Origin of the sequence: Bradyrhizobium erythrophlei, from assembly GCF_900129505.1 — a bacterium.
GTDB classification, from domain to species: domain Bacteria; phylum Pseudomonadota; class Alphaproteobacteria; order Rhizobiales; family Xanthobacteraceae; genus Bradyrhizobium; species Bradyrhizobium erythrophlei_D.
Genome location: NZ_LT670818.1, coordinates 7,453,970 through 7,478,120 on the forward strand (window position 1 = coordinate 7,453,970; position 24,151 = coordinate 7,478,120).

Genomic DNA, 24,151 nt, shown 5'->3' on the forward strand with positions numbered 1-24,151 from the left:
ACTCCCGTTGAATGGAGCCCATGTCGCCCAAGAACAATTCAACTACCGCTGACCGCTTCCCCATGTGGCCGGCTCTCCCGTCCTCGGAGTACTACCAGTCAGTCTGACTTCCACTCGGTCATCAGGCCTCCCTCACCTTGTCGGCTTGTCGGGCCCTACAAACTTGCGTTTGAACCGAATGGATCTCCCTGGTTCACGTTGCTTCCTTTGGTTGCATGCTGGCGGTACCGAACCCCGGGAGCACCTCAGACCGCTCGCGTTGTCGCGGTCTGCGATTCCGCCTTCCCCTTTGAGCGACGGGGTCGGCTACTCCGATCACGTTCGATTTCGGGGCTATATTCCCGTTCACTTCATTCCGGCCTACAACCTCCCTGTCTACGCTTCGCAACGGCCGTTACCGGACGTCACGCAAGACTCGGTTCGCGGCTGCTCGCTAGGCTTTGCCGCGGCCGTCATTGCAGACTGCAGACTTCAACGCGCTTGCAAGGCGCAACGCTCATCGAACCGGACGTGCCCGATTAAGGCATCCGGCTCTCCGACTGGCTTCACCGTGAGGCACACGGAGAGCAAACTAACCGCACGCGGCTTCGGCGCAGTGAGTAACTCTCCTTCGCCCCTCGACACAGCAATCTCCGGCGGCGCCTGTCGTTAATGGTGTTTGCAGGCTCATCGCCAATCACCACGACCTCGCCATCTTCGAAAGCGCACCAGAAGTCGGGGCCCTTTCCTCAGCCAGCATTACCCGGCTTCAACGGTCATACGACCCCGTCCGACTCCCGCCATGGCCGCCGCCTTTCGCGACGTTGAGGCCGCTACCCTCACCCTTGACGGGTCTCCCCCGATTACCCGAACCACCTTTCGGACGTGCCGTGCCCACTACCCCGGCGGATCAAGCGGGTGCGCGTGTCGATTGCTTCCCCGCTCATACAGCCTTCCCCAAATGGCAGGAGGGTCGGCATCCGCATTGTCACTTTCGAGGCCTGCTCAGGCTTCACTCACGTTACGGCCCGCCGGATTGCTCAACCGCCTAAAAGCGGCCTTTGTCACGAGGCTCCAGCCCTGCCGGTTACCCGGCCGAACCGCTCGTCAGCTACCAGATCAATCGTCAACTCTCTGGGTGGAATCTTCCTCCACTAGTGATCCGCGCCTTCGGGGCGCACTGCCAAATTCAGACCTGGTCAATGTCGCGCATACGGCGCGCGCTCAGTTACCGAAGACCGGCTTGGCGTAAAAATCGGGAAAGATCGCGGGAAGATACAAGTGGGCCTGTAGGCGGCCACCTATGTCGCGGCCGGAATGGGCATCCATCGGGATGATCGCCTCTGCGGCGACCTGGAGATAGCGGCTCACCCAGATGACGCCGGGATTGACGGTGCCGGTCGTCCTTCCGGCGAGCGGCCCGTTGAGCGGTGTCGACGTTGTGAATTCAACCAGGGGAACCCATCCCTGCGGGTAGCGGGTCCCGGTACGGTTGGGTCCGGTATACTCATTGGTGACCAGGCTGTATTCCAGCGCAAAGCCCAACTGCAGGATCTTCGGGTTGACCGTCGCGGCGAGCGTGGTCGGGCCGGTGGGCAGCGTCGACAGACTATTGAAAGCGCCTGTCTCTAAGGGGATATTGACCGAACCTAATGAAGTCGAAGTCAAGGTGGACGCGTCGGTTGGCACCGCGACGGCGGCCGTGGCACTGATCGTGAGCGGCCGCAGCCACGCCGCCGAATCCGGCAGATCGCCGAAGCCCTTGCCGACATAGACGGTCGGCGTCAGCGTGGAGAAAGTCGAGGCGATTCCGGGCGCTCCGGTGCCGCCGATCGCCGCCGTGCCGCCCACGGTGACGACGAATTGGTGCTCGGGGTTGGTATAGAGCTGATACTGGGTGCCGATCACGAGATTGTCGAAGCCCGAGCGCGTGCCCCTGTTGGCGTCTTCGATGACGCGAAAGGTCTCGGTGAAGAATACCGCCCAGTCTTTGGTAACAAGTCTGCTGTAGGTGGTGGGAATGTCGAATTCGCGCGTAGAGGGTGTGGTGGCGGTGTCGGGCAGCTTCACAAAGTAGGGCGGATTATAGAAGTCGGCCGCGGTGGGAACGGTGGTCGCCAAGGTCGAAGGGAAGTAGCGGTCGCCGACGTAGGCGGCCCACCCTTCAGAACATGTCGCGAGCAGGAGCAGGAAGCCGGGTATTATCGTACGCCAAGCAATACAAGCCATCGCGCCCTCCCTATGTCAAAATACTATCACTCCACCTGTTGAGCGGCGTCCCCATCGGCCGCTACGATACCCTGATCATCCGACGCCTCACGCCGCGATGCAAGTCGCCAAGATGCGATAGAGCGTTGACCCCTCCTCGCATGGGACTCGCATGGGGAGGGGTCAGGTTTTGTACTCAGCCCTTGTGCTTGATTTTCACCGTGCAGTCGTATTGGTGCGGCGTTGGGCCAGTGTGACTGTCGGATTACATCGCTTGCGCCAATGGAAGTTTGAGCATTGAATTCAGCGATAATACGCCCCTACCGCAAGTAGCTTTTCGGGTGTGCCTGCGCTCTTCGCTGGATGAAGCGATGAAGAGACTCGCCCGGGCGTGAGGCGAGTGTGATGGCTTCACGCATAGCTAAACAAGGAGGGTACGCCTGGTCGTTCCACCTAACTGTTCGGGAGCGGACAAACGCGCAGCCTCATGCGCGCACCGACCAACACTGTCGATGGCCAAAAGGGAGGAGAGCAATGAGTACCTGGCTTAGTGAGCGAGAACAGCGTCTCGTCGCGGGCGCGGAGACGGCATCGGCGGCAACGCCGATTCCCACTCAGATTGTTTCCAACGGCGAGTATCTTCCGCCCCCGCAGAGCGCTACGCAGAAGAAGGTCGAGGCGCGGATCAACGAGCTGGCCGATGTGAACGGCAAGCACCTCGGCTTGAGCCGCAGGCAGTTCCTGCACACGAGCTGCGGCATGGCGGCGGCATTCCTCGCCATGAATGACATCTACGGCAATATTTTCCAGGTCGCGCCCGCGGAGGCCCGCGAGCCCGAGCTGATGCTGGCGCGCGCGCAAGGCCTCGCCGGCCAGTTCATCTTCGACGTCCAGACCCATTTCGTGCGCGACGACTTCGATCACAAGGAGCTCTTGGGTCTGGCGGACTTTGCGAGCCAGCACTGGAACCCGAAGATGAAGGAGGAGGGCGTCTCCTCGCTCGCCCGCTACAAGTTCCAGAACTATGTGCAGGAGATCTATTACGACAGCGACACCAACATGGCGCTCTTGAGCGGCGCGCCGTTCGACGATCCGAGCTGGTGGCTTCTGTCCAACGAGCAGATCGTCAAGGCGCGCGAGCTAATCAACGACTTCGCGGGCTCGCCCCGTCTGCTGGCGCACAGCGTCATCACCCCCAAGCAGCCCGGCTGGATGGAGGAGGTCGACAAGGCAATCGAGGTCTACAAGCCGGATTCCTGGAAGTCTTACACGATCGGCGACCCGCTGGCGCCCTCCAAGTTCCCATGGCGGCTCGACGACGAGCAGGTGATGTATCCGTTCTACGAAAAAGCGGTTAAGGCCGGCATCAACACGCTTTGTATCCACAAGGGGCTGCTGCCGCCCGATTACGAGAAGTCGTTCGCTGGCGTGTGGGAATACGCAACCGCGTGGGACATCGGAAAGGCTGCCAAGGATTGGCCGCAGATGAACTTCGTGATCTATCACTCGGCGCTACGGCCGTTCCTCGAACTTCCGGACAAGGCGTGGGCGGAATTCGAGCAGACCGGCCGCATCCAATGGGCCTCGGATCTCGCGGAAATCCCACAGAAGTTCGGCGTCACCAATGTCTATGCCGAGATCGGCACGTCCTTTGCCAATTCGGCGGTGGCGCATCCGAAGTTTTGCGCCGCGCTGGTCGGCACGCTGATCAAGGGCATGGGGGTCGACCACGTGATGTGGGGCACGGACTCGGTCTGGTACGGCTCACCGCAGTGGCAGATCGAGGCGCTGCGCCGGCTCGAAATCCCGGAGGACATGCAGAAGAAGTACGGCTTTGCGCCGCTCGGCGACGCCAACAGCGCCACCAAGCAGCTGATCTTCGCGGGCAACGCAACCAGATTTTACAAGATCAAGCTGAAGGCGGCCGATAACACCAGGATGCCGGTCTTTTCCGAGGACCGCCTCGCGGCGCTCAAGAACGAGTACACACAAGCTGCGAAGCAACCCTCGAACCTCCGCTACGGCTACGTTCGCGCCGCCTAAGTGCCAACGGCTGCGGCGGCGGAGCGGGCAAGCTTCGCCGCGCAGCAAGCCCGCGGCTGCCTTTCGTCGGCAGGACAAATGTAAACGTCCTCTTCTGCCACTTCGAAAGTTCTTACAAAGTGGGTTTTTCCTTTTGAAAAAAATCAAAATTTTTGCGTGTGAACCAGGACCACCGGTCCGCACCCTGATCTCGCCAGAGATTTGACCACCCCCGACCCAGTTTGGCGGAATAACTCACGGGAGCTGCAGAGATGCCACGCGCTCTCGGTTAGCAAGGAATGTGTCCGGCCCGCTCTTGTGTCCCCCGTACTTGGCGTTAACCGATGGTCAGAGTGTTTGCGACGCGTTTGAACTGCTTTCCTATCTGCCCCGAAAAAGCCGATGATGCCGCGCTTACACTCCCGATCTCGCCTCCGCTATGGAAGTCATGGGCACCATGCAGAGTGATGTTCTCGGGCGGCTTCCCACCGAGGAAGAAGAGCGTAACCCACAGTTGGGCAGTGTTCTGCTCCGTCGTCCCGCAGCTCACCCGCTTCACGCTGGAGTAGTTGGCTACGTGCCTGTCATTCTCCAGCACTTTGCCGCCCTCAATCTGCCAGCGCATGCCGGGATCGTCTGCGTTGTGTAGGCAATCTCGATGCAAGGTGTACGTGAGAACTGAGGACGGGCCGACCCCAAACGTCAGGTGGAACGGCGCTGTCAGCCCACCACCGCCGTTAGGAACGAAGAAGTCCATGAAAGTCCCGGCTGGATAATTGAAGCGCATCACATTAGCAAAAGCGCTTGTGGCAACGTAGAGGTTGTTGTCGGGACCAAACGTGATTCCGATTGGGGAGTAGAGGTCGCTGCCGGTATTGGCGAAGAAGTCGATGAATGCGCCCGTCGTCGGGTTGTAGCGGCGGACGCCAAGATTACCTCCGAACGTGCCGCCAGAAATGTAGAGATTGCCGTCGGGGCCAAACGCCATGGCCGATGGCGTATACAGCCCGCCGGAGCCGAGCGGGCTACCAGCGGGCATCAGCAGGCCGAGCGACGCCATGGTCGTGAGATCGAATGTCTCGACGGTCGCGGCGTTGTAGTAGAGCACGTAAAGGCGGTTGTTCGCGGGATTGACCTTCACGTCCCGCGGGCTGGCGTTGGCGAGCGAGGGAACAAAGTTGCCGGTGTTCACACCCGTGGTGGCGTCGAACTTCTGGACGCCTTGAGGGGGGTTCGAGTTGGTTACGTAGAGCACGCCCTGGTGGATGGCCATGCCCGTTGGACCTGCCAGGTTGGCTGACGCAAACACGTCGATGAACGCGCCGGTCCCGCTGTCGTACCGCTTCACCTGGTTGGTCTGGCCATCCGAGACAAGGAGGTTGCCGTCGAGACCGATAACGACGCCGAGCGGATCGCCCAGGGCGGACGCGGCCACCCTGACAAAGGCTCCAGTTGTCCCGTCGTACTCCCGGACGGTATGGTCAAATTGGCTGGCGACGAGCAGGCCGCTGGTGATCATTTTTCGTCCCTTCCTGTCCAACGTATACCAACATTAAGAGCTCTCTTTCCGACGAGCAACGCCCAGTGTGCGGGGCGTCCGAAAGTGGCATGAATGGACTCGTGCGGCGAAACAGCGCGCGCACGGGACGAATTTGGCCAACTTCAGATCAGCTTTAGTCCAAGTGGCTTTTTGTATTTAATTCCAACTTTGCACGTACGAACCAGGCCCACCGGTCCGCAGGCGAAGCCGCGTAGAGATTTGACCACCCCCGCTCCCTTCAAGCTTTGACAAGACTGCGCAAGGTCGCGTGGCTTCGACGGGCAAAGCCCAAATTCGCGTTTTGCTTTGATCGCGGCTATCGCTGGGGCTCGGTTACTCGATAGCTGGCCTTCAGCTTGTGCACGGCGGCGTCTTCCGTCGCCAGGCGACGTTGCTCCCGCAAAATCATTTCGAATCTAGGCTCTTCAAAAAAGCAATTAGCGCCGAGTTAACTTCGTCAGCTTTCTCCTGCTGCGTCCAGTGCCCACAGTCTGGCAACATAATAGTCTGTTCAAGTTTGGGAACGAATTGTTTGAGGTTCGCGATGAGCTGGTCCATTCCGGGAAATTTCACAACGAGATCCCGATCTCCAGCCATGTAGAGCGCCGGCACCCCAACCTTTGCATCCGACCAAGGAGCCATCAGCTCCCAGTTACGGTCGATATTGCGATACCAATTTAAGCCGCCGCGGAAGCCAGTTCGCTCAAGTTCGCTGGCGTAATAGTCAATGTCTTTCTCTGAAAGCCAATTTGGGAGAGAAGGCGGCGCAGGCCGCGAACCAAGCCAGCCTCCCTGCCTCGGGACCATTGAGCTAATTGGAGGGGAGTTTTTATTGCTAGATCCAGCGAGGACTAAACGAACTGTCTTTCGTACATCCTGCTCAAATTCCTTCTCCGCGATGCCCTCAGCCTGGAAGTAAAGCTGATAAAATATCTCGTTGTCCGTCTGCGGCATGACGCTCGTCGGCGGCGCCGGGCCTCGTGGTCTAAAAGGCACGCTAAGACCAGCGACGGCATGAAACCGATCCGGGCGAAAAAGAGCGCAATGCCAAGCGACTGGCGCACCCCAGTCGTGGCCTATCACGACCGCCGGTCCATCGGCGATGGCGTCGACTAGCCCGACCATGTCGCCGACTAAATGGAAAAGTGAATATTGATCTATTGCGTTAGGACGATCCGTCTGTCCGTAGCCGCGCATGTCCGGTGCGATGACGTGATAACCAGCCTCGGAGAGAGCCTTGATTTGGTGCCTCCACGAATACCAGGACTCAGGGAATCCGTGGCACAAAAGAACCAAAGGTCCCGCGCCTGCTTCCGCAATATGGATCTTTATGCCGTTCGATTCAACAAACCTGTGCTCGACTACCATCGCGAACCTCGCTCCAATTTACTTTGGCAAGAATGCGACTTCGAATTTTGAGGGTAGCGATTTCTACCTACGGCTTAATAAAGCAATACAATCTCGATCATGATAAGCATTTGGAACGATTGCAAGACCGATAGAACTGTTTGCGTCGGCAAGTTAAGTGCCAAAGCCACGGCTAACCGCTTCCGCTTGCAAACGCTTTGCCTCGCGCAGCTTGGGCTGACCCTGAGGATTTCCCCGCTTCCTTGCGTCGGCGCGTGGCGTTATGCTCGACTGGCGTCGGCCCCTCTTTCTGCGAGAGGAGCCAGCAGCCGGAGGCGGCAATGGCGTCAACTCTGATCGGCAAGCAGGCCGTCGTAATCGGCGCGGGAATGGGCGGGCTTACGGCCGCGGGAGCGCTCGCTGATCACTTCGATCAGGTCGTTGTTCTGGAGCGCGACACTCTGCCCTCGGAGCCTACATATCGCGCGGGGACGCCGCAGGCGCGGCACGTGCACGGGCTGCTGCTCAGCGGCCAGCGCGCCCTCAGCGAGCTGTTCCCAGGTTTCGAGCAGGATCTCGCACGGGCGCGCGCCGTGCCGCTCAGGGTCGGTCTCGATGTTCGCGTGGAGCGCCCCGGCTACGATCCCTTCCCGCAACGCGATCTCGGCTGGCTGATTTACGCCGTGTCCCGGCCGACAATCGAGCACGCCGTGCGGCGGCGGGTGGAAAGCCGCGCGAACACCACGCTGCGCCAGTGCTGCCGGGTCCAGGAAGTGCTGGCGTCGCCAAATGGAGGAGCGGTCACCGGCGTGCGCTACGAGAACGACAACGGTGCGAGCGAGACGATTGCAGCGGATCTCGTCGTCGACGCCTCTGGACGCGGCGCCCTCACTCTCGCTCTGCTGCAATCGATCGGCCGACCACTGCCAGAGGAGACCACAATTGGCATCGATCTCGGCTATGCCACATGCGTCTTTGCCATCCCGGACGATGTCCCGACCGATTGGAAAGGCGTCATGACCTTCGGCCAGGCGCCCCAGAACAGCCGTGGCGGCCTGATGTTGCCGCTCGAGGGCAACCGCTGGATGGCGACCATTGGCGGGCGCCACGGTGACGTGCCGTCCGGCGATGCGGAGGGTTTCCTGACCTACGCCCGGGCACTGCGGACGCCAACGATCTACAACGCGATCCGCCACGCCAGGCGCCTGGACGGGGTCACGCGCTACGGCTTCCCCGAGAGCGTGCGGCGCCATTTCGAGCGACTAGGCGTCTTCCCCCGCGGGCTTCTGCCCATCGGAGATGCAATCTGCCGCTTCAATCCCGTCTACGGTCAAGGCATGAGCGTGGCCGCCCTGGAGGCGTGCCTGCTCCAGAGGCTTCTCGAGAGACTAGGGGGAGACAGCGATCCAATCGGCGGGCTAGCGCCGACTTTCTTCGCCGAGGTGCAGGCGTTGATCGAGACGCCGTGGTCGGTGGCCATACTCGACTTCGTGTTTCCCGATACGCGGGGGCAACGTCCGGCGGATTTTGAGACTACGCTCAAATTCGGTATCGCCCTAACCCGGCTCGCCGCCGAAGATCCGGCCGTCCACAAGCTGACCGTCGAAGTCCAACATCTATTGAGGCCGCGCAGCGTCTATCGCGATCCCGCCCTGGTGCAGCGCGTGCTCGCGAAGATGGCCGAGGCGTAACCCTTCGCCGTGGAGATGGTACATCCGCCGAGAGGACTGGCGCTTTCGACCATGCCAAGTGGGTTTTTCTGTTTAAAAAAATCCGAAAGTTTTGCGTGCGAAGGAGGCCCACCGGTCCGCATCCTCTACAAGCCAGAGAATTTACCACCCCCACCCCGAAGGTCTGACGACGCGCCTAGTTCCGGTTGAAGTAGACCTCAAGCAGCAAATCTTTGATGTCTGCTCTTCACCTCAACAACGGACATTCACCAAAGGGGCGGTTAGGTCAGCTTTGTGCCACAAGCGCTCACTTAATCGATCAACTCGTCTGCTCGACCGAGCAAGCAGAGCGGAACGGTTAGACCGAGCGCCTTCGCCGTCTTGATATTGATCACTAACTCGACCAGCGTGGCTGCTAAACCGGCAAGTCAGCGGGCTACTCGCCTTTGAGGCGCCCGGCGGGAAGCTCGATGGGAAGTGTCGCCAAAACACAGCACCTGATGCCGTGGCTAGCCGTACCTTGAAGGCGGCGACGTGATGCACCTGGGCGCAAAATAGAGAGGCCGCTTCGGCGGCCTCTCTCTTGTCGATGGGAGCGGACGGAGCGGGCGTTATCGCTTCTCGCCACCGCCACCCTTAGTTCGTGCAGACCTTCATGGTCTTCATCCCGGTCTCAGCTTCGGTGCGCGTCTTGAACATCTTGCCGTCGCCGACAACGACAGTGGTGGTGGTGGTCGGCTTCTTGTCCACGATGGTGCATTTCTTCGTGGAAGTGTCTTGCACTACATAAAATTCCGTGGCGGTCTGAGCGTAGGCAGCGCCGGTCATGATTGCTGCGGCTGCAGCCGAAATAAGAAACTTCTTCATAGTGTCTCCTCCATTGTGAGTGTGTCCCTGCGTTAGATTACTGAGGGGCGTGGTGTCGGTTCCACGGCTGGGAACTAAGTCTGTGGGTTCACTAACTTTCAGTTCCTAGGTAGAGAACTTAAACGGGTTGATATGAACGCTAGCCGAACGGGCAGTTCAGAGACTGTTTATTTCGAGCTTACCGATCTTCACCTCCACCTTCGAACCACGATCAGGAATGAGTCCCCGGCGATTAAACTCATTTGTGTCCGGTTTTCAGCTCTGAAAGGATTCATCGTGAGCGGACGAGTGCCCGACCTGATGGAGAGGCCTAAAATGAAAAGCGATGTCGTTCCGCGTCAGAATTGGAAGGGCGGCGACTTCCCCGCGGTGTCCGCTCTCGCCTCAACACAGACCTTTCGCGAAAGGTACCGGCACGTCCGAAAAGTGCCATGATCGGACTCACGCGGGGCAGTAAACAGTCTCATTATTCCGACGTTATTGGCGTCCTGTGCTTCGGCTGTGACAAAATGACCAGTCAGTCTTCCGCCTTATTTATGACCTGTTCCATTCAGAACTCGTTCAGTGGCAAGCTCTAGTAGATTCCATCAGGTTCCTCATCGTGGGTTTCTTATGAAGCATCAGCGCAATTTCGTATTGGCCTTACTCTCAGTGCTTCTTTTCGGGGACTTGGTCTTGGCTAGTGCCCAGGCGGCGGAGAAGCGCATCGCTTTGGTCGTTGGCAACGCGAATTATTCGTCCGGAGTTCTTCCGACACCTGCCAATGATGCCGGGTTGATCGCGCAAACTCTTCAGGCCGCCGGTTTCGACGTGGTCGGAGTTCGCGACCTTGATCAAGATTCGCTGCGGCGGACGTTCCGGGATTTTATCGCCAAGGTATCTGCGGCGGGTCCTGATACAGTGTCATTCATCTACCTCAGCGGCTACGGATTGCAGCTCGAAGGCGAAAATTACTTCGTGCCAACGGACGCGAACATCGCACGTGATGCGAATGTCTCGTCCGAGGCTTTACGCCTTTCGGACTACACCAAGCCGCTTGCTGCTCTCGGCATCAAAGTGAGCATCGTCGTTCTTGATGGGGCTCGAGCCAGCCCGTTTGCCAAATCCGGCCCCCCACTTGCGAGTGGCTTGGCCCTTGTCGAGCCGGACCCTGGAACGTTGATCGCTTTCAACGCTGCGCCAGGAACCGTGGCGCCAGACGAGGCAGGCCCCTATTCGTCTTACGCCCAGGCGCTTGCGGAGATGATGCGCGAGGGCGGCCTTCCGGTGACGGACCTGTTCAACCGGGTTCGTCTTCGCGTCAATGACGCAACGAAGGGTGCGCAGGTGCCGTGGAACGCATCGAAGCTGGAAGCGCCGTTTTACTTTTTTGAGCGGGCGCCGGATGCGCCGCCGCCGCAAGTTTCGCCCGAACAGACTTCATCGATCCGATCGAAGCCGATCCGTGATTTTGACGCGAGGGATGCCTATCTCGCAGCTCTGGATCGCGACAATCTGCAAGACTATGAGAATTTCCTGCGTGCTTATCCGAACGATCCGATGGCAAGACGGGTGCAGGCAATTGTTGCAGCCCGCCGCGAAGCCATAACGTGGCGGCGCAGTCGGAGCGTCGATACGCCTCCCGCTTACTGGTCGTATTTGCGTCGTTATCCCCGCGGCTCCCACGCTAACGATGCGCGGCGTCGGCTTGCATATTTGACGGCCGCTCTCGAACCGCCGCCGCGATTCGAAATCATCAGCTATGATGTGCCGCCGCCGCCGCCGGAAGAGGTGATTTACGTCGAACGGCCAGTGTTGATTTTCGACGATCCGGATTTCGGATTTGAGCCTCCGCCGCCGCCTCCGGTGTTTTTCCTGCCGCCGCGGCCGGTCTACTTCGTCGATTTGGCTCCGCCACCGCCGGCGGTTTATGAATACGTTCTTCCCGTTCCGGTCTATGTGCCGGTACCGGTGTGGGTCAACACGCCAGAATACGTTGCGCCGCCGCCTAACAATGTCATCTACAACAACATCCACAACACTGTCGTCGTCAATAACACCACCAATACCGTTGTAATTACCAATCCAAGCGGGCAGACCCAAACCTTCTCCCCTCCAGCTCAGGCCCCTGCAGCTCAGGCGCAGCCTCCCGCCGCAGCTAAATCGTCGCCGTCCAGCGCCGCTATTGTAGGTGCCGGCGTTGCGGGCGCTGGCGCCGCCGCTTTGCTCGCACCTTCGCTTCCGCCGTCGGTCGCTCCAAAAGCGATTCCGATTCAGAATACAAATCCGCCAAACACTCCGTCTCCCGGTCAGACGCAGCCCACTGCGACGCCATCGGCAAACGGCAAGCCACCTGTCGCCGGTCAACCGTCGCCTACTCCTTCGCCGACACAACCGGCGGCTCCGGGGCAAGCGCCGAAAACAACCCTTCCTGAAACCAAAGCCGGTCAGCCGCTGCCAGGATCAGGCGGACAACCGCTGTCGCCAATGGACGGCAAGCCGCCCGTCGCCGGTCAGCCATCGCCTACGCCTTCGCCGACACAACCGGGGGCTCCGGGGCAAGCGCCGAAAACAACTCTTCCCGAAACCAAAGCCGGTCAGCCGCTGCCAGGAGCAGGCGGACAACCGCTGGCGCCAAAAGACGGCAAGCCGCCAGTCGTCGGTCAGCCATCGCCTACGCCTTCGCCGACACAGCTGGCTCCTCAAGGGCCGGCGCCGAAATCAACCCTTCCAGAAACCAAAGCCGGACAGCCGCTGCCAGGAGCAGGCGGACAACCGCTGCCGCCAATAGACGGCAAGCCGCCGATCGTCGGTCAGCCATCGCCTACGCCTTCGCCGACACAACCGGGGGCTCCGGGGCAAGCGCCGAAAACAACTCTTCCCGAAACCAAAGCCGGTCAGCCGTTGCCTGCGCCTTCGCCGACACAGCTGGCTCCTCAAGGGCCGGCGCCGAAATCAACCCTTCCAGAAACCAAAGCCGGACAGCCGCTGCCAGGAGCAGGCGGACAACCGCTGCCGCCAGTAAGCGGCAAGCCACCCGTTGCGGGTCAACCGCAGCCTGCTGCACCACAGCCAGTACCACCGCCTACCTCGGGGCCCGCGCCAAAGACGACGTTGCCCGAAACCAAAAGCGGACAGCCGCTGCCAAAATCTGGCGAGCCATCGTTGCCATCGGAGAACACGAAGCCGCCCGTTGCTGGCCAACCGCTGTCACCGCAAGCTCAACCGAAGACACCATCAGCGGTCGCACCCCCCACTGCATCGCCGCCGCCACCGCCTGCTATTCCACTACCGCCGCCGCCTCCTGCTGCACGTCCGGCTCCGCCGCCACCACCACCGCCTCCTGCTGCGCGCCCGGCTCCGCCGCCACCGCCGCCGCCTCCTGTTGCGCGACCGGCTCCGCCGCCACCGCCGCCGCCTCCTGCTGCACGTCCGGCTCCGCCGCCACCGCCTCCGCCTCCTGCCGCGCGCCCGGCTCCGCCGCCACCGCCGCCGCCTCCTGTTGCACGTCCGGCTCCGCCGCCACCGCTACCGCCTCCTGCTGCGCGACCGGCTCCGCCGCCGCCACCGCCGCCGCCTCCTGTTGCGCGTCCGGCTCCGCCGCCGCCACCGCCTGTTGCGCGACCGGCTCCGCCGCCGCCACCGCCGCCTCCTGTTGCGCGACCGGCTCCGCCGCCGCCACCGCCGCCTCCTGTTGCGCGACCGGCTCCGCCGCCACCACCGCCGCCTCCTGTTGCGCGTCCGGCTCCGCCGCCTCCGGCGGCAGCGAGGCCGTGCACGCTTCCAAACGGTCAACCTTGTCCTCCGCCGAGATGACGAGATGAAGAGGGTTAGACCGCCCGAATTGCAGAAGCGGACGAATTGGGAGCGCGCGCTCACTGGATGCTACAGAACAATACCGAGAACGCGCTTCCAAAAATAATTTGCCCGCTCGCGTGCAGCCTTAAGAAAGCGTTAATCGCGGAATGTACGATAGTTCGAACAACGGCCGTGTAAGGCGGCGTGGAGAAAATGTGATGGGCAAAATCGCTTCAGCTATCGTGGCTGTTACATTGCTCACGAGTCCGCTTCTGCTGCCGGTGCCTGCAAGCGCCGAGAACGGTCAAATCGCCGCCGGCGTAGTGGGCGGACTTATCGGCGGGGCGTTGCTCGGCGGCGCTCTGGCAGCACGGCCAGCTCCGCCTCCGCCGCCGGTTTATTATGCGCCAGAGCCGGTCTACGTCGAAGAGCCTGCCTGCCGTCTGGTTCGGGAGCGCTACTGGGATGGATATGGCTGGCAATTTCGTCGAGTCCAGGTTTGCGATTGATCGCCGCACCGTTTCGGGCGGTCGCGCCGTGAACTGACTCAAGTCAATCAACTAGAAGCGAATTGGGCGCCGCTCTTTCCCGCCCTAGGACATGCGCAGCCACGGCGCCTGGCGACATCCGCCGCCAGTCTTCCGCCAGTCGCCGTTCCGCGCTCGCCTGCCAAAATCCCCCTTTTATGTACAATTCCCTTCTCAAAAATATCCGATCACATCGGTGTGCCGTCCGGCCACCGGCTCGATGTCCGCCTTGGGGTCAAAAGCTGACCTGGGCGTGTAGCGATGGATCGTCTGTTTTTTCCCCCCAACAACGGACATTGAAACCGCATCAGATGGCAGGGCCGAGACGGATGATGAAAGACCTCGCCCGAAAGCTCTTAGGCGACTTAAAACCTTAGGGGTCACGTAACTCACAAGTGGGCTTTTCGGATTGATACCGAACTTTTTGCGTATGAAGGAGGCCCACCGGTCCGCATCCTCTTCGCGCCAGAGAATTGACCACCCCCCACCCCGAAAGTCTGACGACGCGCCTAGTTCCGGTTGAAATAGACCTCAAGCAGCAAATCTTTGATATCTGCTCTTGCCTTCAACAACGGACATTCACCAAAGGGGCGGTTACGTCAGCTTTGTGCCGAAACCGGAAGTGGCAGTTTAATTCTCCGAGTTCATTAATGTAACAAATCTTGCATGTCGCAAAAAATTGGGAAAGGGTGGATGAGAGCGAACTCAAGTTGAGCGGCTATATTTGGGAAAGGAATATAGGAAGCCCTGCGGCAACAACTGTGCATGCTTCGCAACTGCCTCACGGACGCAATCCAGCAGATAGCTTCCTAGCCCTGGTTTCTCGACGACCAAAACCGCAATTGCTGCGGCTCGGTCCCGCACATATTTGGTGGGATTGCCTGTGATGAGAATAGCCGGGATCGATACTCCCCGACCGCGCAGTGCGCTGACCAGCTCCAGTCCATTCATTGCGGGCATGTGGTAGTCAACGACCAAGCACCCAATCGCAGGTAGGCTCGCTTCGCTGAGGAAGTCGTGGCCATTGGAAAAGGCACGCACCTCAAAGCCCTCACTCTCCATCATGTTTCTGAGGGAATCCCGCACGGCCTCGTCATCATCAACGACGAGGATGACTTGCTTCGCAATCTCCGGCGCAGGCTGAGTTATCACCAAATTGCTTTCGCTGCTGGGTTATCTTGACTTGACGCAACGTGCGGCGTTCCGATGCTTTTTCTAGGTAGACGGCTGCGCGGAAACGGCTCACATAGTATCGCTCGATTCACCTGCTGCATCAGCCGGCACAACCAAAACGCGGGATTGTCCCGTATTCATCGAGAAGATCGCCTCGACTTCGAGACGCATGGTGCCATGGCATTCGCACGCCGCCGCCGCGAGCCGCGATCGGTCGACCTCGATCTGGCCTCGACGATCAGATCTGATCGCTCCGGACGCGCGCAGATTGCGCATGAGGAGCGTCACTGTCGTTCGCCGCACACCGAGTATTTGCGACAGCGCCTCCTGGGTGAGCGGGAGGAGGTCGTGGTCGATGCGGTCGCGAAAATGAAGCAGCCAGCGTGCCATGCGGGCTTTGACCGGATGCAGCGCATTGCAGGCCGCGCCAAGCTGAAACTGCATCAGCATCGCCCTGATGTGAATTTGGACCGCGTGCCGGATCGCGGGGCTCCGGTTGAACGCGGCGTTAAATCGCGGTGCAGGGATCCGTGAGACAGTGCCCGTCGAACGAACGATGGCGGTAACGGCCGAAGGTGACGGCCCTAGCACGGAAAGAATGCCTACTGCCCCCTCGCGTCCGACTGCGGCGGTGGCAACCGTCTGCCCGTTCGCCATGTCGATCATCAGCGAGATGGCGCCGCTATGAGGGAAGAAGACATGCTCGATCTGGTCACCCGCTCGCGAGAGGACCGCGTCCTGATCGAGCGCGACCCTCTCGAGTTCGGGCGCCAGCAAGCCGAAGTCCGCTGGCGGCAGTGCTGCCAGAAGGCGGTTACCAATTCCGCAGGGGCGCGTCACTTCAGGTGACCTGCTGTGAGGCGTCCGCCGCCTTCTCCGTTCCCAGCGGTGCGGAACGGCGGCCTTAACATCGGTTTGAATCTGCTTTCGACACCGCACCCGGGATCCATAGGCGCGCCGAGCTTTTCAAGGTCAGGTTGGGTGGCGCCTCGAACAGGAGGTAGCCGAGTAAGAAGATGCCGGCTACCTCGAACAGGAGGTAGCCGAGTAAGAAGATGCCGGCGCCGAAGCCAAACACGCTCGGCGACAACCCCAGGTTCTTGTTCATGGCCAGTGCGGCGAAGCCGATGGTCGCGTGATCGATGAACGAAACGAAAAAGAGCAGCATCACGAAGGGAACAATGCGCAGTGTGATTTTGCGCAGCACGCGCGTTTCCAGCTCAGCACTCATCGAATGGGCTCCTAGGCTGATTGCTTTTGATTTCCGCGCCATTTGGCGGGTGAGAGGCCACCCTGCGACCGTAACCGCCGTGACTCAATTGGCTCTCGTTTATACAAAGAAATGATATAATCGGGATCCAGGAGAGATCCGATGGATCTTCATCAATTGCGGTGCTTCGTGACGGCGGCCGAAGAACTGCATTTCGGCAGAGCAGCGCAGCGGCTGGAAATGCTGCCCTCGGCACTCGGACGCCATATGCGGCTTCTCGAAGAGGACCTCGGCACCCGGCTGATGACGCGCACTACTCGGAGCGTCACACTGACCGACGACGGGGCCATTCTCGTCAAGGAAGGCCGCGCACTGCTGGAGCAGGCAGACGCTCTCGCTGCCAAGTTTCGAACGCGCGGCCGGAAGCAGGCCGCAACTGTCCGCGTCGGCGCGATCGATAGTGCTGCGGCCGGACTGCTGCCGATGCTGCTTCGCGATTTTCGCGAGCGGCGACCCGACGTCACAGTTCAACTGGTGGAGGATAAGACGATCCGTCTGTTGCCGCGTTTGCTGTCCGGTCGGCTCGACCTTGCTTTCGTCCGCCCCCCGGAAAGTCCGGACAAGCGGCTAGAATTCATGTTTCTCTTTCACGAAACCGCCGTCGTCGCGGTCTCTGATCATCATCCGCTCGCATCGCGGAAGTGCGTAACCGTCGCTGATCTGGTAGATCAACCGCTGATCGTGCCCGAGCGTCGTTCGCGACCGCACAGCCACGATCTCACCATTACCCTATTTGCGGAAGCCGGACTGCAAGCCCGCATCGCCCAGATTGCCGACGAGAAGCAGACCATCGTCAATCTTGTTGCCGCCAAGCTGGGTGTTGCGATCGTCCCCAAATGGACGTCACGAATGGCGGCGCGCGGTGTTCGCTATATCAGGCTTGCTGCGTCCGATATGAAGAAGTTGCCAGTGGCAGCAGCCTGGACTCGCGGGGCGCGTGATCCCATCAGAGACGAGATGCTGGCGTTGCTTCAATCCAATCTTCCCGGCTACGCGCTCAAGGCTTAGAAGCCAGGACCGCTGTGGCTCAATCACGTCATTCTGAGGGTGCACCGATCAGTCCGGTGTACCCCCCGACCATCTCAGAGCCGATCCGCACTTCGCATTCTGCCAAGGTCGGACATAGCCCTGCTATTCAATTATTTCGTCGGCACGCGCGAGGATTGCGAGAGCAATTTCGAGGCCGAGTGTCTTTGCTGTCTTGAGGTTGATGACGAACTCGAACTTTGTGGGCTGGACCACTGGAAGATCGGCAGGCTTCTCACCCTTGAGAATTCGCCCAGCGTAGACACCCATCTGGCGATACCCGTCTACAAGGTCGTGTCCGTAACTAACGAGTCCGCCGATTTTGGCGAATTCGCGTTACGGACAGACTACGGGCCGTTTATGGCCGGCAGCTAGCGCCACGATCTGATCGCGTCGGCTGTTGTAGAACGGGTCTTGGACAACAAGAAGCCCGTCAGCCCCTTTTTGGGCGGCGATCTCGAATGCCGTTTCAATGTCAAGTGCGGTACTGGCGCGCACAATGTCTATCTGTCGTTTGATCACGCCTGCCGCTTCTCGCAACTTGCGCAGCTGGAGATCGGCAGCCGGATTCATCGGGTTCACCAGCACACCAATCGGCGTAGTTCCAGGAATAAGTTGGTCCAGAAGCTCCAGACGCTTGGTCTCCAATTCCGGCCCGAGAAGACCCACGCCCGTGACGTTGCCCCCAGGCCGATTAAAGCTCGCGACGATGCCGGCCACGACCGGATCGCCGGTGTTGACAAAGCCAATCGGAATCTCGGCGGTTTCCGCTTTGGCAACCGGTGCTGCCGGGGTATTCGCGGCGATGATAGCCACTTTACGATGTACAAGATCGGCAGCCATCACTTGGAGGCGATCGTACTGACCCTTAGCCCACCGATAATCCGTCGTGACGTTTTTACCCACGACGTAACCGGTTTCATTGAGCCCGTGGAGGAATCCGGTCACGTGCGGTGCGTATCCGTTTAGTGATCCGCCATTGAGGAATCCGACCACCGGCATTTTCGGTTGCTGGGCACGCGCCCCAAGCGGCCACGTGGTCGCCGCACCGCCGAGAAGCGTGATGAACTCGCGCCGCCGCATGTGCTTCTCTGAACAAACCTTGTGCAATGTCTAAAGCCTACCACTTTTGCCACCGGGCGGTTGCGGGAGAAATTGCGCCCAACCGACCTCAGGCTGATTAGGCCCGATGGTCGCGGTAGGGACGAGGATTTCTCCTCGCCCCCCGCACAGATCCCGGCGAGCGCTGCTAACGCACCGGGCTCCTCCCTCGGGTCGAACGTCGGCGGCACGCACGCTTGAACCCACATGCGCTCCGGCGCACAGCCGCCAATTGGATCGACGTGGCAGCTCGGCTCAGTGTCCGAACCACGGCCGCCTGTCGGCTGTTCCCCTCGGGTGAGGCCCTTCCCTCCACGACCTCCGCCGGAAGTTGCCTTCCTTTGTTCGGTCGCTTCCTCGGTACTACGACCTCATCCGACTTCTCACCCGCGTACATGCTCGACGTGCGGCTTGTCGCCTTCCCGAGCCGGCCCGGCACACGTCCGGGCACGGATGAGACCTCCCAGGTTCCGCGCAAAGAACTTCCCCACGTGCACAAGGTCTCCGACTGCGCGAGGTTCTTCCCATGCAAGCCATTCGCCATGGGACGATGTTGCCTTCTCTTTCTCAGAATAAGATCGGCACCTCGGAATTAGACCCGTTTCGCAGCTCAATACTTGGCCCGTGGTCTCCCCTGTGAACGCTTCACGGCTGCCCTCGCGAGCAGATCCTCGTGCATCACTCGGGGTCGGGGCGGTTGGCTAGACCTTCCCCGTGGGGGACTTTCACCTCCTATTCTTTGCCAGCTTCCTGGCGCACTCTCAGATGGGTCAAAGGCCGACCTCAAGCCGCGAATGCTCATGGTCCGCTCTTCCATCAACAGCGGACATTCGCCGAAGCAGCCAAGTGGGCTTTTCCTTTTAAAAAAACTGAAGATCTTGCCTGTGAACCAGGCCCACCGGTCCGGATCCTCATAGCACCAGAGAACTGACCACCCCCACCCCGTGATCTTCAGTTCCGATTACCGCGTTGCTCGATGCGGATTGCCAGGACGGCAATCCTTAGGGTCTCATCATCTAGCCGTCCCTGTCGCTCGAGCGTGCACAGGCGGGAACGCTGCGCCTCGTTCATTTCCCCTAACACCAGCCAACCGTCATCGCCAATACGACCGGCTATACGGTGCTGAACAACCTCTGTTCCCTCCTGCTTCTTCTGGAAGGCCGCTATCCTCTCCGCGGGGATGCTAGCTATGGATTTGTGTGACGGTTCATATGAAGGTTCTATTGAAGGTTTATGCCGCAAGCTCTGCGGTCTGGTCAGTGCCGATTTTGCGGCCTGGCCAGACCGCAGATTAGGGGACCGAGCCACAGTCTGCACCTTCGGCGCGGCGAAGGTTTGCAGGGGCAATTTGTAAAGATACCCCTGCCACTGGCCGCGGCGCTTGGGCATACGTTCCCGCTTAAGAAGCGTCAGCTCCTCAAGCACAACGATTTGACGCTGAACGGTATCCACCGATTGCTCGGTGTCTCGCGCCAACGTCGCTTGTGACGGCCAGCAGATTCCATCCTCATCCGCGTAGTTTGCAAGCGCCAGCAGAAGGAGCTTCCGCCCTGCTTTGCCGGTGATTTGCCCTATGGCCCAGGCTGTAGCTCGCCAGCTCATCCGAGCCTCGCCCAGGCTTTGCGGATTGCCCCAAGCGCTCTCGCTCGGGTGCGGAAGCTTCCCAATCCGCGATTTTTGGAATCGAACGCTTTGAATGTTTTGCGATCGATTTTTACATATCGCCCCAGCCGTTCGCGGCCAAAGTAAAGCGAATACTCGATTGGCTTCGGCCGCACAGCAGCCCTGACGCCGCGTCCTGTTTTTGATACTGGAGGAGACCGCGTCATGACGCAGAGCCTATCGGTGCGCCAATCGTATTCGCATCGATCCACGCGATGAGGTCACGGCGGCGATAGCGAACCGCGCGGCCAACCTGAACAAATGGGGGCCCGGCCATCCGGATCCGCCAGGATTGCAGCGTCCGAACCGAGAGGCTCAGCAGGTCGGCCGCATCCTGCTCCCTCAGAAGGGCGTCAGTGTCCAATGAAAGGGAACTTGCGGGCATCTCAAAACTTGCATCAGTTGCGATGCATTGAGACTGCCTACGATCAAGTACGCCGAATAGGCGCCGCGATTATCGAAGTGCGGCGATTACGATTGCGGTGATTTCGGCTTTGGACCCGGCGCCTTCCACGCCCAAGCTCGTTTGTTTGCAATCGCGTCGTCCCGTGCTTTTAGAAACGCTCTATTGCTCAGTTTATTCGGCCACTTTGATTTGGCCTCAGCCCACAGGTCATCCCTAGAGCGTGGCACGATCTCTGGATTGGACATCATTCCCTCGAGCCAGGCGACGCAGTCAAGCCGGCATTTCTCCTTCGTCTGAATTTGCGCTTGGGCCTTGCGGGGTATCTCAGCGACTTTCGGGGCGATATCGTTCTGCGGCTGATTGGGTGTCTCGGGCAATCTTAGGCTCAGACCGGTCCACCTGGGCATCGCGCGATGATCTTGACCTTCGCACAAATCCCCGTTGCTCACATCGATCGAGGTGCCGCTGCGCATCCACTGGTGCCGCCCGATCGGTCCTTCGATGCCGGTTTGCGCAAATGTACCAAATGCGACAATCTTTCCGTCAGCGAGAATATCTCGCAACGCTGAGAAACGATCAACAAGCAATGCTGAGACCGCAATCACGGCATCAGGCGGGTTTGGAAGACTATCGAGACCAAGCGGTTGGTCAACAAGATTGAATTCAAGGGATTTCGCGGCTACGTCCAACGGCCAAAAAAAATGACTGGTCATTGGCCCCGGAAACATTCCGTCACTGAAAACGGCAGCATGGGAAGTTTTGGCGTTCACGACGCGCTTACCCAGCGCCACAATCTCTGAATCATCGAGCACGTAAATCCGAAAGGCTTCTTTCAGGGAGAGGCCATTCAAACGTTCGGCAGCGTTTGGGGCGCGCAGAACACTGAACGAGTTCGATACATCCATGGCGAGTCGTTTAGCTGGGTTTACGACGAATCAGTTCGCCAGTTTGCACCGATCCCGATCAGAATCGGAACGGGTTTGATGATCTCTCCAAAGCTTTTCCGAGTGCTTTAGTACGCCTGAATACGATCGCCTGCGTGGCTCTGCTGTTTCATGTGAAATCGTAGACACGCTCTGAACGCTTGCCGTTCAATGGCGCATGCCAAGGGAACCCGAGACCGAACACCTAACCGAAATCGCCACCATTTTGGCGGCCGGCCTTTTGCGTCTTCGGAGCCGAAAGTCCAGTCCAAATTCGCCCTCTCAAACCGATAGTCAGCTCGACTGTGAGCGGGTTTTTTGCCGTCATGAGACCGGTAATTTCAAGGATTCCGAACGATGAATGTATCGGTTTTGACCCAATTAGCGGCGCTGAAGGGGGCTTCTACCCCTGTTTTGAAGGCGAAATGGCGGGAGCTATTCGAGACCGAGCCGCCGGCTTACAATCGGCGTTTCCTGGAAAGCCGGCTGGCCTACCGTATCCAGGAATTGGCCTATGGCGGGCCGAGCCGCCAGACGTTGGAACGGCTCCAGGCGATGGCCAAGCAGTATGCGACACGAGACGCGGCCGAACGCAAGGCGCGCCCGGTCCATCGACCGATATCAGGCACCAAACTGATCCGGGAATGGCAGGGTATCGAGCACTGCGTGACGGTGCGCGCCGACGACTTCGAGTATTTGGGCCGGCCTTACAAATCCCTGTCGTCGGTCGCCCACGAGATCACCGGCACCAAGTGGAATGGCTGGGTGTTCTTTGGCCTCAAGAACCATCAAAGCCGAACATGAGGTCCCACCGCGCACGCCCCAATCGCCGCGGTGCTGGCCTCGATGGCGCTGACGGTCAGCAATCTGCTTCGAGCGACGGCTTGCCGTCGGTGAGGCGAAAGCTGCGCTGCGCGGTCTACACCCGCAAATCCACCGAGGAAGGGCTCGATATGGAGTTCAACTCGCTGGATGCCCAGCGCGAGGCCTGCGAGGCCTTTATCGTTAGTCAGCGCGCCGAAGGATGGCTCCTGGTCGAGGATGGCTACGACGATGGTGGAGTCTCCGGAGGCACCTTGGAGCGACCTGCCCTCAAGCGACTGCTGGCCGATGTCGAAGCCGGCAAAATCGACGTGGTCCTAGTTTACAAAATTGACCGGCTTTCCCGCTCAATGCTCGATTTCCTCAAACTGGTCGAGACCTTCGAGCGTCACGGCGTCACCTTCGTTTCCATCACCCAAGCGTTCAACACGACGAGCTCGATGGGTCGCCTGACCCTCAATATGCTGCTGTCCTTTGCCCAGTTCGAACGCGAGGTCATCGGCGAGCGCATCCGCGACAAGGTCGCAGCCTCCCGCAAGAAGGGCATGTGGATGGGCGGCTGGACGCCGCTCGGCTATGAAGTCAGGGACCGAAAGCTCCTTATCCACAAAGAAGACGCCGAACGGGTCCGGTCCATTTTCAGGCGTTTTGTCCAGCTGAAGTCGGCAACACTGCTGGCTAGGGAATTGGTCCTCGCCCGGGCGACCAACCGTTACGGTCAACTGCTCGATAAGGGTGTTCTCTATAGAATCCTGAACAATCGGGTCTACATCGGCGACGCCGTGCACAAGGGCATCTCCTACCCCGGCGAGCACCAGGCCATCATCGACCGCAAGCTCTGGGATCAGGTTCACGCCATTCTTAGACAAAGCCCGCGTCGCCGGGCGGCTAGCGCACGGGCGCAGACGCCGGCGCTACTGAAAGGTTTGCTGTTCGGGCCGGACGGCGCGGCGATGTCGCCGACCCATACCCGCAAAGCGGGGCGGCTCTACCGTTACTACATCAGTCAAAGCGTAATGAAGCAGGGCGCTAACGCCTGCCCCGTCAGGCAAATCCCGGCGGCCGAGATCGAGCGCATTGTCGTCGAGCAGATCCGCTCACTGCTGCAAACGCCCGAAATCATCGTCCAGACCTGGCGCGCTGCCCGCAAGGCCGACAAGGACATCACCGAGAGCGAGGTCCGAGGTGCCCTGCTTGGGTTCGAGCCAATCTGGAATGAGCTGTTCCCGGCCGAACAGGCCCGTATCGTTGAATTGTTGGTCGAGCGTGTCGACCTGCAGCCTGATGGGATCGACCTGCGCCTGCGGATTGAGGGGCTGACATCCCTCTACAGCGAACTGCGCACCAGCGGCGGCTCGCAGCAGGAGGCGGCATGACCGGCACCGCGACCATGCACGCCGGTCAATTTAGCCGTCCCACCCTGAGCAAGGACGGTCGAACCATAACCGTCCACATCCCCATCACGCTGCGCCACCAGGGTGGACGCAAACAGGTGGTGACACCGGCCGGCGCCGATCCATGGATCCCTACCCCGTCTCGCGTCGACAACACCATCGTCAAGGCCATTGTCCGCGCCCATCGCTGGCGCGACATGCTGGAATCCGGACGCCATGCCACTGTCCGCGATCTCGCCAAAGCCGAAGCGATAAACGAATCCTACCTGGGCCGTGTCCTGCGTCTCACCCTGCTCTCCCCCAGCATCATCGAAGCCATTCTCGAAGGCCGACAGCCGGCCACTCTCGATCTCCAGGATCTCCTCAAGCAATTCCCTATTGCCTGGGACCAGCAAATCGGAAGCTTCACCGCAGGTGGGTAAAAGACAGGTCCGCTT

17 protein-coding genes and 3 pseudogenes are annotated in these 24,151 nt (G+C 60.0%); 8 read left to right on the forward strand and 12 right to left on the reverse strand.

All coding sequences use genetic code 11. The features are described 5' to 3' along the window. Positions 1 to 1,203: 1,203 nt before the first annotated feature. Positions 1,204 to 2,208 carry a hypothetical protein gene (locus B5525_RS34925; protein ID WP_154073626.1) on the reverse strand — a complete coding sequence of 335 codons (1,005 nt, stop codon included), beginning with the start codon at positions 2,206 to 2,208 and terminating at the stop codon, positions 1,204 to 1,206. A gap of 513 nt (positions 2,209 to 2,721) precedes the next feature. Here B5525_RS34925 and B5525_RS34930 point away from each other — a divergent pair. After that, a complete protein-coding gene (locus B5525_RS34930) occupies positions 2,722 to 4,230 on the forward strand; it encodes an amidohydrolase family protein (RefSeq protein WP_079570415.1) in 1,509 nt (502 codons plus the stop codon). Positions 4,231 to 4,546: 316 nt separating this feature from the next. Here the strand turns inward: B5525_RS34930 and B5525_RS45945 are convergent, their stop codons facing one another. After that, positions 4,547 to 5,728: a hypothetical protein gene (locus B5525_RS45945; protein ID WP_197687875.1), complete on the reverse strand. Its 1,182-nt coding sequence runs from the start codon at positions 5,726 to 5,728 to the stop codon at positions 4,547 to 4,549. Between the two features lie 426 nt (positions 5,729 to 6,154). Next, entirely contained in the window at positions 6,155 to 7,117 is a 963-nt protein-coding gene (locus B5525_RS34940) for an alpha/beta fold hydrolase (protein ID WP_079570416.1), read from the reverse strand. Between the two features lie 320 nt (positions 7,118 to 7,437). On the opposite strand from B5525_RS34940, the gene B5525_RS34945 reads away from it, so the two are divergent. Then, a complete protein-coding gene (locus tag B5525_RS34945; protein WP_079570418.1) occupies positions 7,438 to 8,787 on the forward strand; it encodes an FAD-dependent oxidoreductase in 1,350 nt (449 codons plus the stop codon). Between the two features lie 615 nt (positions 8,788 to 9,402). Here the strand turns inward: B5525_RS34945 and B5525_RS34950 are convergent. Then, a complete protein-coding gene (locus tag B5525_RS34950; protein WP_079570419.1) occupies positions 9,403 to 9,633 on the reverse strand; it encodes a hypothetical protein in 231 nt (76 codons plus the stop codon). 612 nt (positions 9,634 to 10,245) lie between these two features. Here B5525_RS34950 and B5525_RS46830 point away from each other — a divergent pair. Further along, positions 10,246 to 10,938, forward strand: a pseudogene (locus B5525_RS46830) (caspase family protein); the annotation flags it as partial. Positions 10,939 to 12,892: 1,954 nt separating this feature from the next. On the opposite strand, the gene B5525_RS46835 reads toward B5525_RS46830, so the two are convergent. After that, positions 12,893 to 13,399 carry a hypothetical protein gene (locus B5525_RS46835; protein ID WP_244567691.1) on the reverse strand — a complete coding sequence of 169 codons (507 nt, stop codon included), beginning with the start codon at positions 13,397 to 13,399 and terminating at the stop codon, positions 12,893 to 12,895. Between the two features lie 229 nt (positions 13,400 to 13,628). On the opposite strand from B5525_RS46835, the gene B5525_RS34965 reads away from it, so the two are divergent. After that, positions 13,629 to 13,919, forward strand: coding sequence for a hypothetical protein (locus B5525_RS34965; protein WP_079570422.1), 291 nt, complete (start codon positions 13,629 to 13,631; stop codon positions 13,917 to 13,919). Between the two features lie 723 nt (positions 13,920 to 14,642). On the opposite strand, the gene B5525_RS34970 is transcribed toward B5525_RS34965, so the two are convergent. From B5525_RS34970 to B5525_RS34980, 3 genes and pseudogenes are all read right to left on the reverse strand, one after another. Next, positions 14,643 to 15,089, reverse strand: coding sequence for a response regulator transcription factor (locus B5525_RS34970; RefSeq protein ID WP_244568110.1), 447 nt, complete (start codon positions 15,087 to 15,089; stop codon positions 14,643 to 14,645). A 90-nt stretch (positions 15,090 to 15,179) separates the two neighbouring features. Continuing rightward, the gene (locus B5525_RS34975) at positions 15,180 to 15,950 is read right to left on the reverse strand and encodes a Crp/Fnr family transcriptional regulator (RefSeq protein WP_079570424.1); all 771 of its coding nucleotides are present in this window, start codon (positions 15,948 to 15,950) and stop codon (positions 15,180 to 15,182) included. Between the two features lie 103 nt (positions 15,951 to 16,053). After that, positions 16,054 to 16,341: pseudogene (locus B5525_RS34980) on the reverse strand (hypothetical protein); the annotation flags it as partial. Positions 16,342 to 16,482: 141 nt separating this feature from the next. Here B5525_RS34980 and B5525_RS34985 point away from each other — a divergent pair. Beyond that, positions 16,483 to 17,388: a LysR family transcriptional regulator gene (locus B5525_RS34985; protein ID WP_079570425.1), complete on the forward strand. Its 906-nt coding sequence runs from the start codon at positions 16,483 to 16,485 to the stop codon at positions 17,386 to 17,388. 123 nt (positions 17,389 to 17,511) lie between these two features. Here B5525_RS34985 and B5525_RS34995 read toward each other — a convergent pair. The 4 genes and pseudogenes from B5525_RS34995 to B5525_RS35010 form a co-directional block, all read right to left on the reverse strand. Next, positions 17,512 to 18,489, reverse strand: a pseudogene (locus tag B5525_RS34995) (ABC transporter substrate-binding protein). Positions 18,490 to 19,458: 969 nt separating this feature from the next. Continuing rightward, a complete protein-coding gene (locus tag B5525_RS35000) occupies positions 19,459 to 20,109 on the reverse strand; it encodes a helix-turn-helix domain-containing protein (protein WP_079570430.1) in 651 nt (216 codons plus the stop codon). A 223-nt stretch (positions 20,110 to 20,332) separates the two neighbouring features. Beyond that, positions 20,333 to 20,554 (reverse strand): helix-turn-helix transcriptional regulator, encoded by a 222-nt coding sequence (locus tag B5525_RS35005; protein WP_079570431.1) that lies wholly within the window; start codon positions 20,552 to 20,554, stop codon positions 20,333 to 20,335. 86 nt (positions 20,555 to 20,640) lie between these two features. Continuing rightward, positions 20,641 to 21,480, reverse strand: coding sequence for a hypothetical protein (locus B5525_RS35010; RefSeq protein WP_079570433.1), 840 nt, complete (start codon positions 21,478 to 21,480; stop codon positions 20,641 to 20,643). Positions 21,481 to 21,855: 375 nt separating this feature from the next. On the opposite strand from B5525_RS35010, the gene B5525_RS35015 reads away from it, so the two are divergent. From B5525_RS35015 to B5525_RS35025, 3 genes are all read left to right on the forward strand, one after another. Continuing rightward, entirely contained in the window at positions 21,856 to 22,302 is a 447-nt protein-coding gene (locus tag B5525_RS35015; RefSeq protein ID WP_079570434.1) for a DUF2924 domain-containing protein, read from the forward strand. Between the two features lie 80 nt (positions 22,303 to 22,382). Then, positions 22,383 to 23,696, forward strand: a complete 1,314-nt coding sequence (locus B5525_RS35020) for a recombinase family protein (RefSeq protein WP_244567692.1) — start codon at positions 22,383 to 22,385, stop codon at positions 23,694 to 23,696. Beyond that, on the forward strand, positions 23,693 to 24,136 hold the full coding sequence (locus B5525_RS35025) for a hypothetical protein (RefSeq protein WP_079570438.1): 444 nt from the start codon (positions 23,693 to 23,695) through the stop codon (positions 24,134 to 24,136). Before B5525_RS35020 ends, B5525_RS35025 begins: the two co-directional genes overlap by 4 nt. Positions 24,137 to 24,151: the final 15 nt, after the last annotated feature.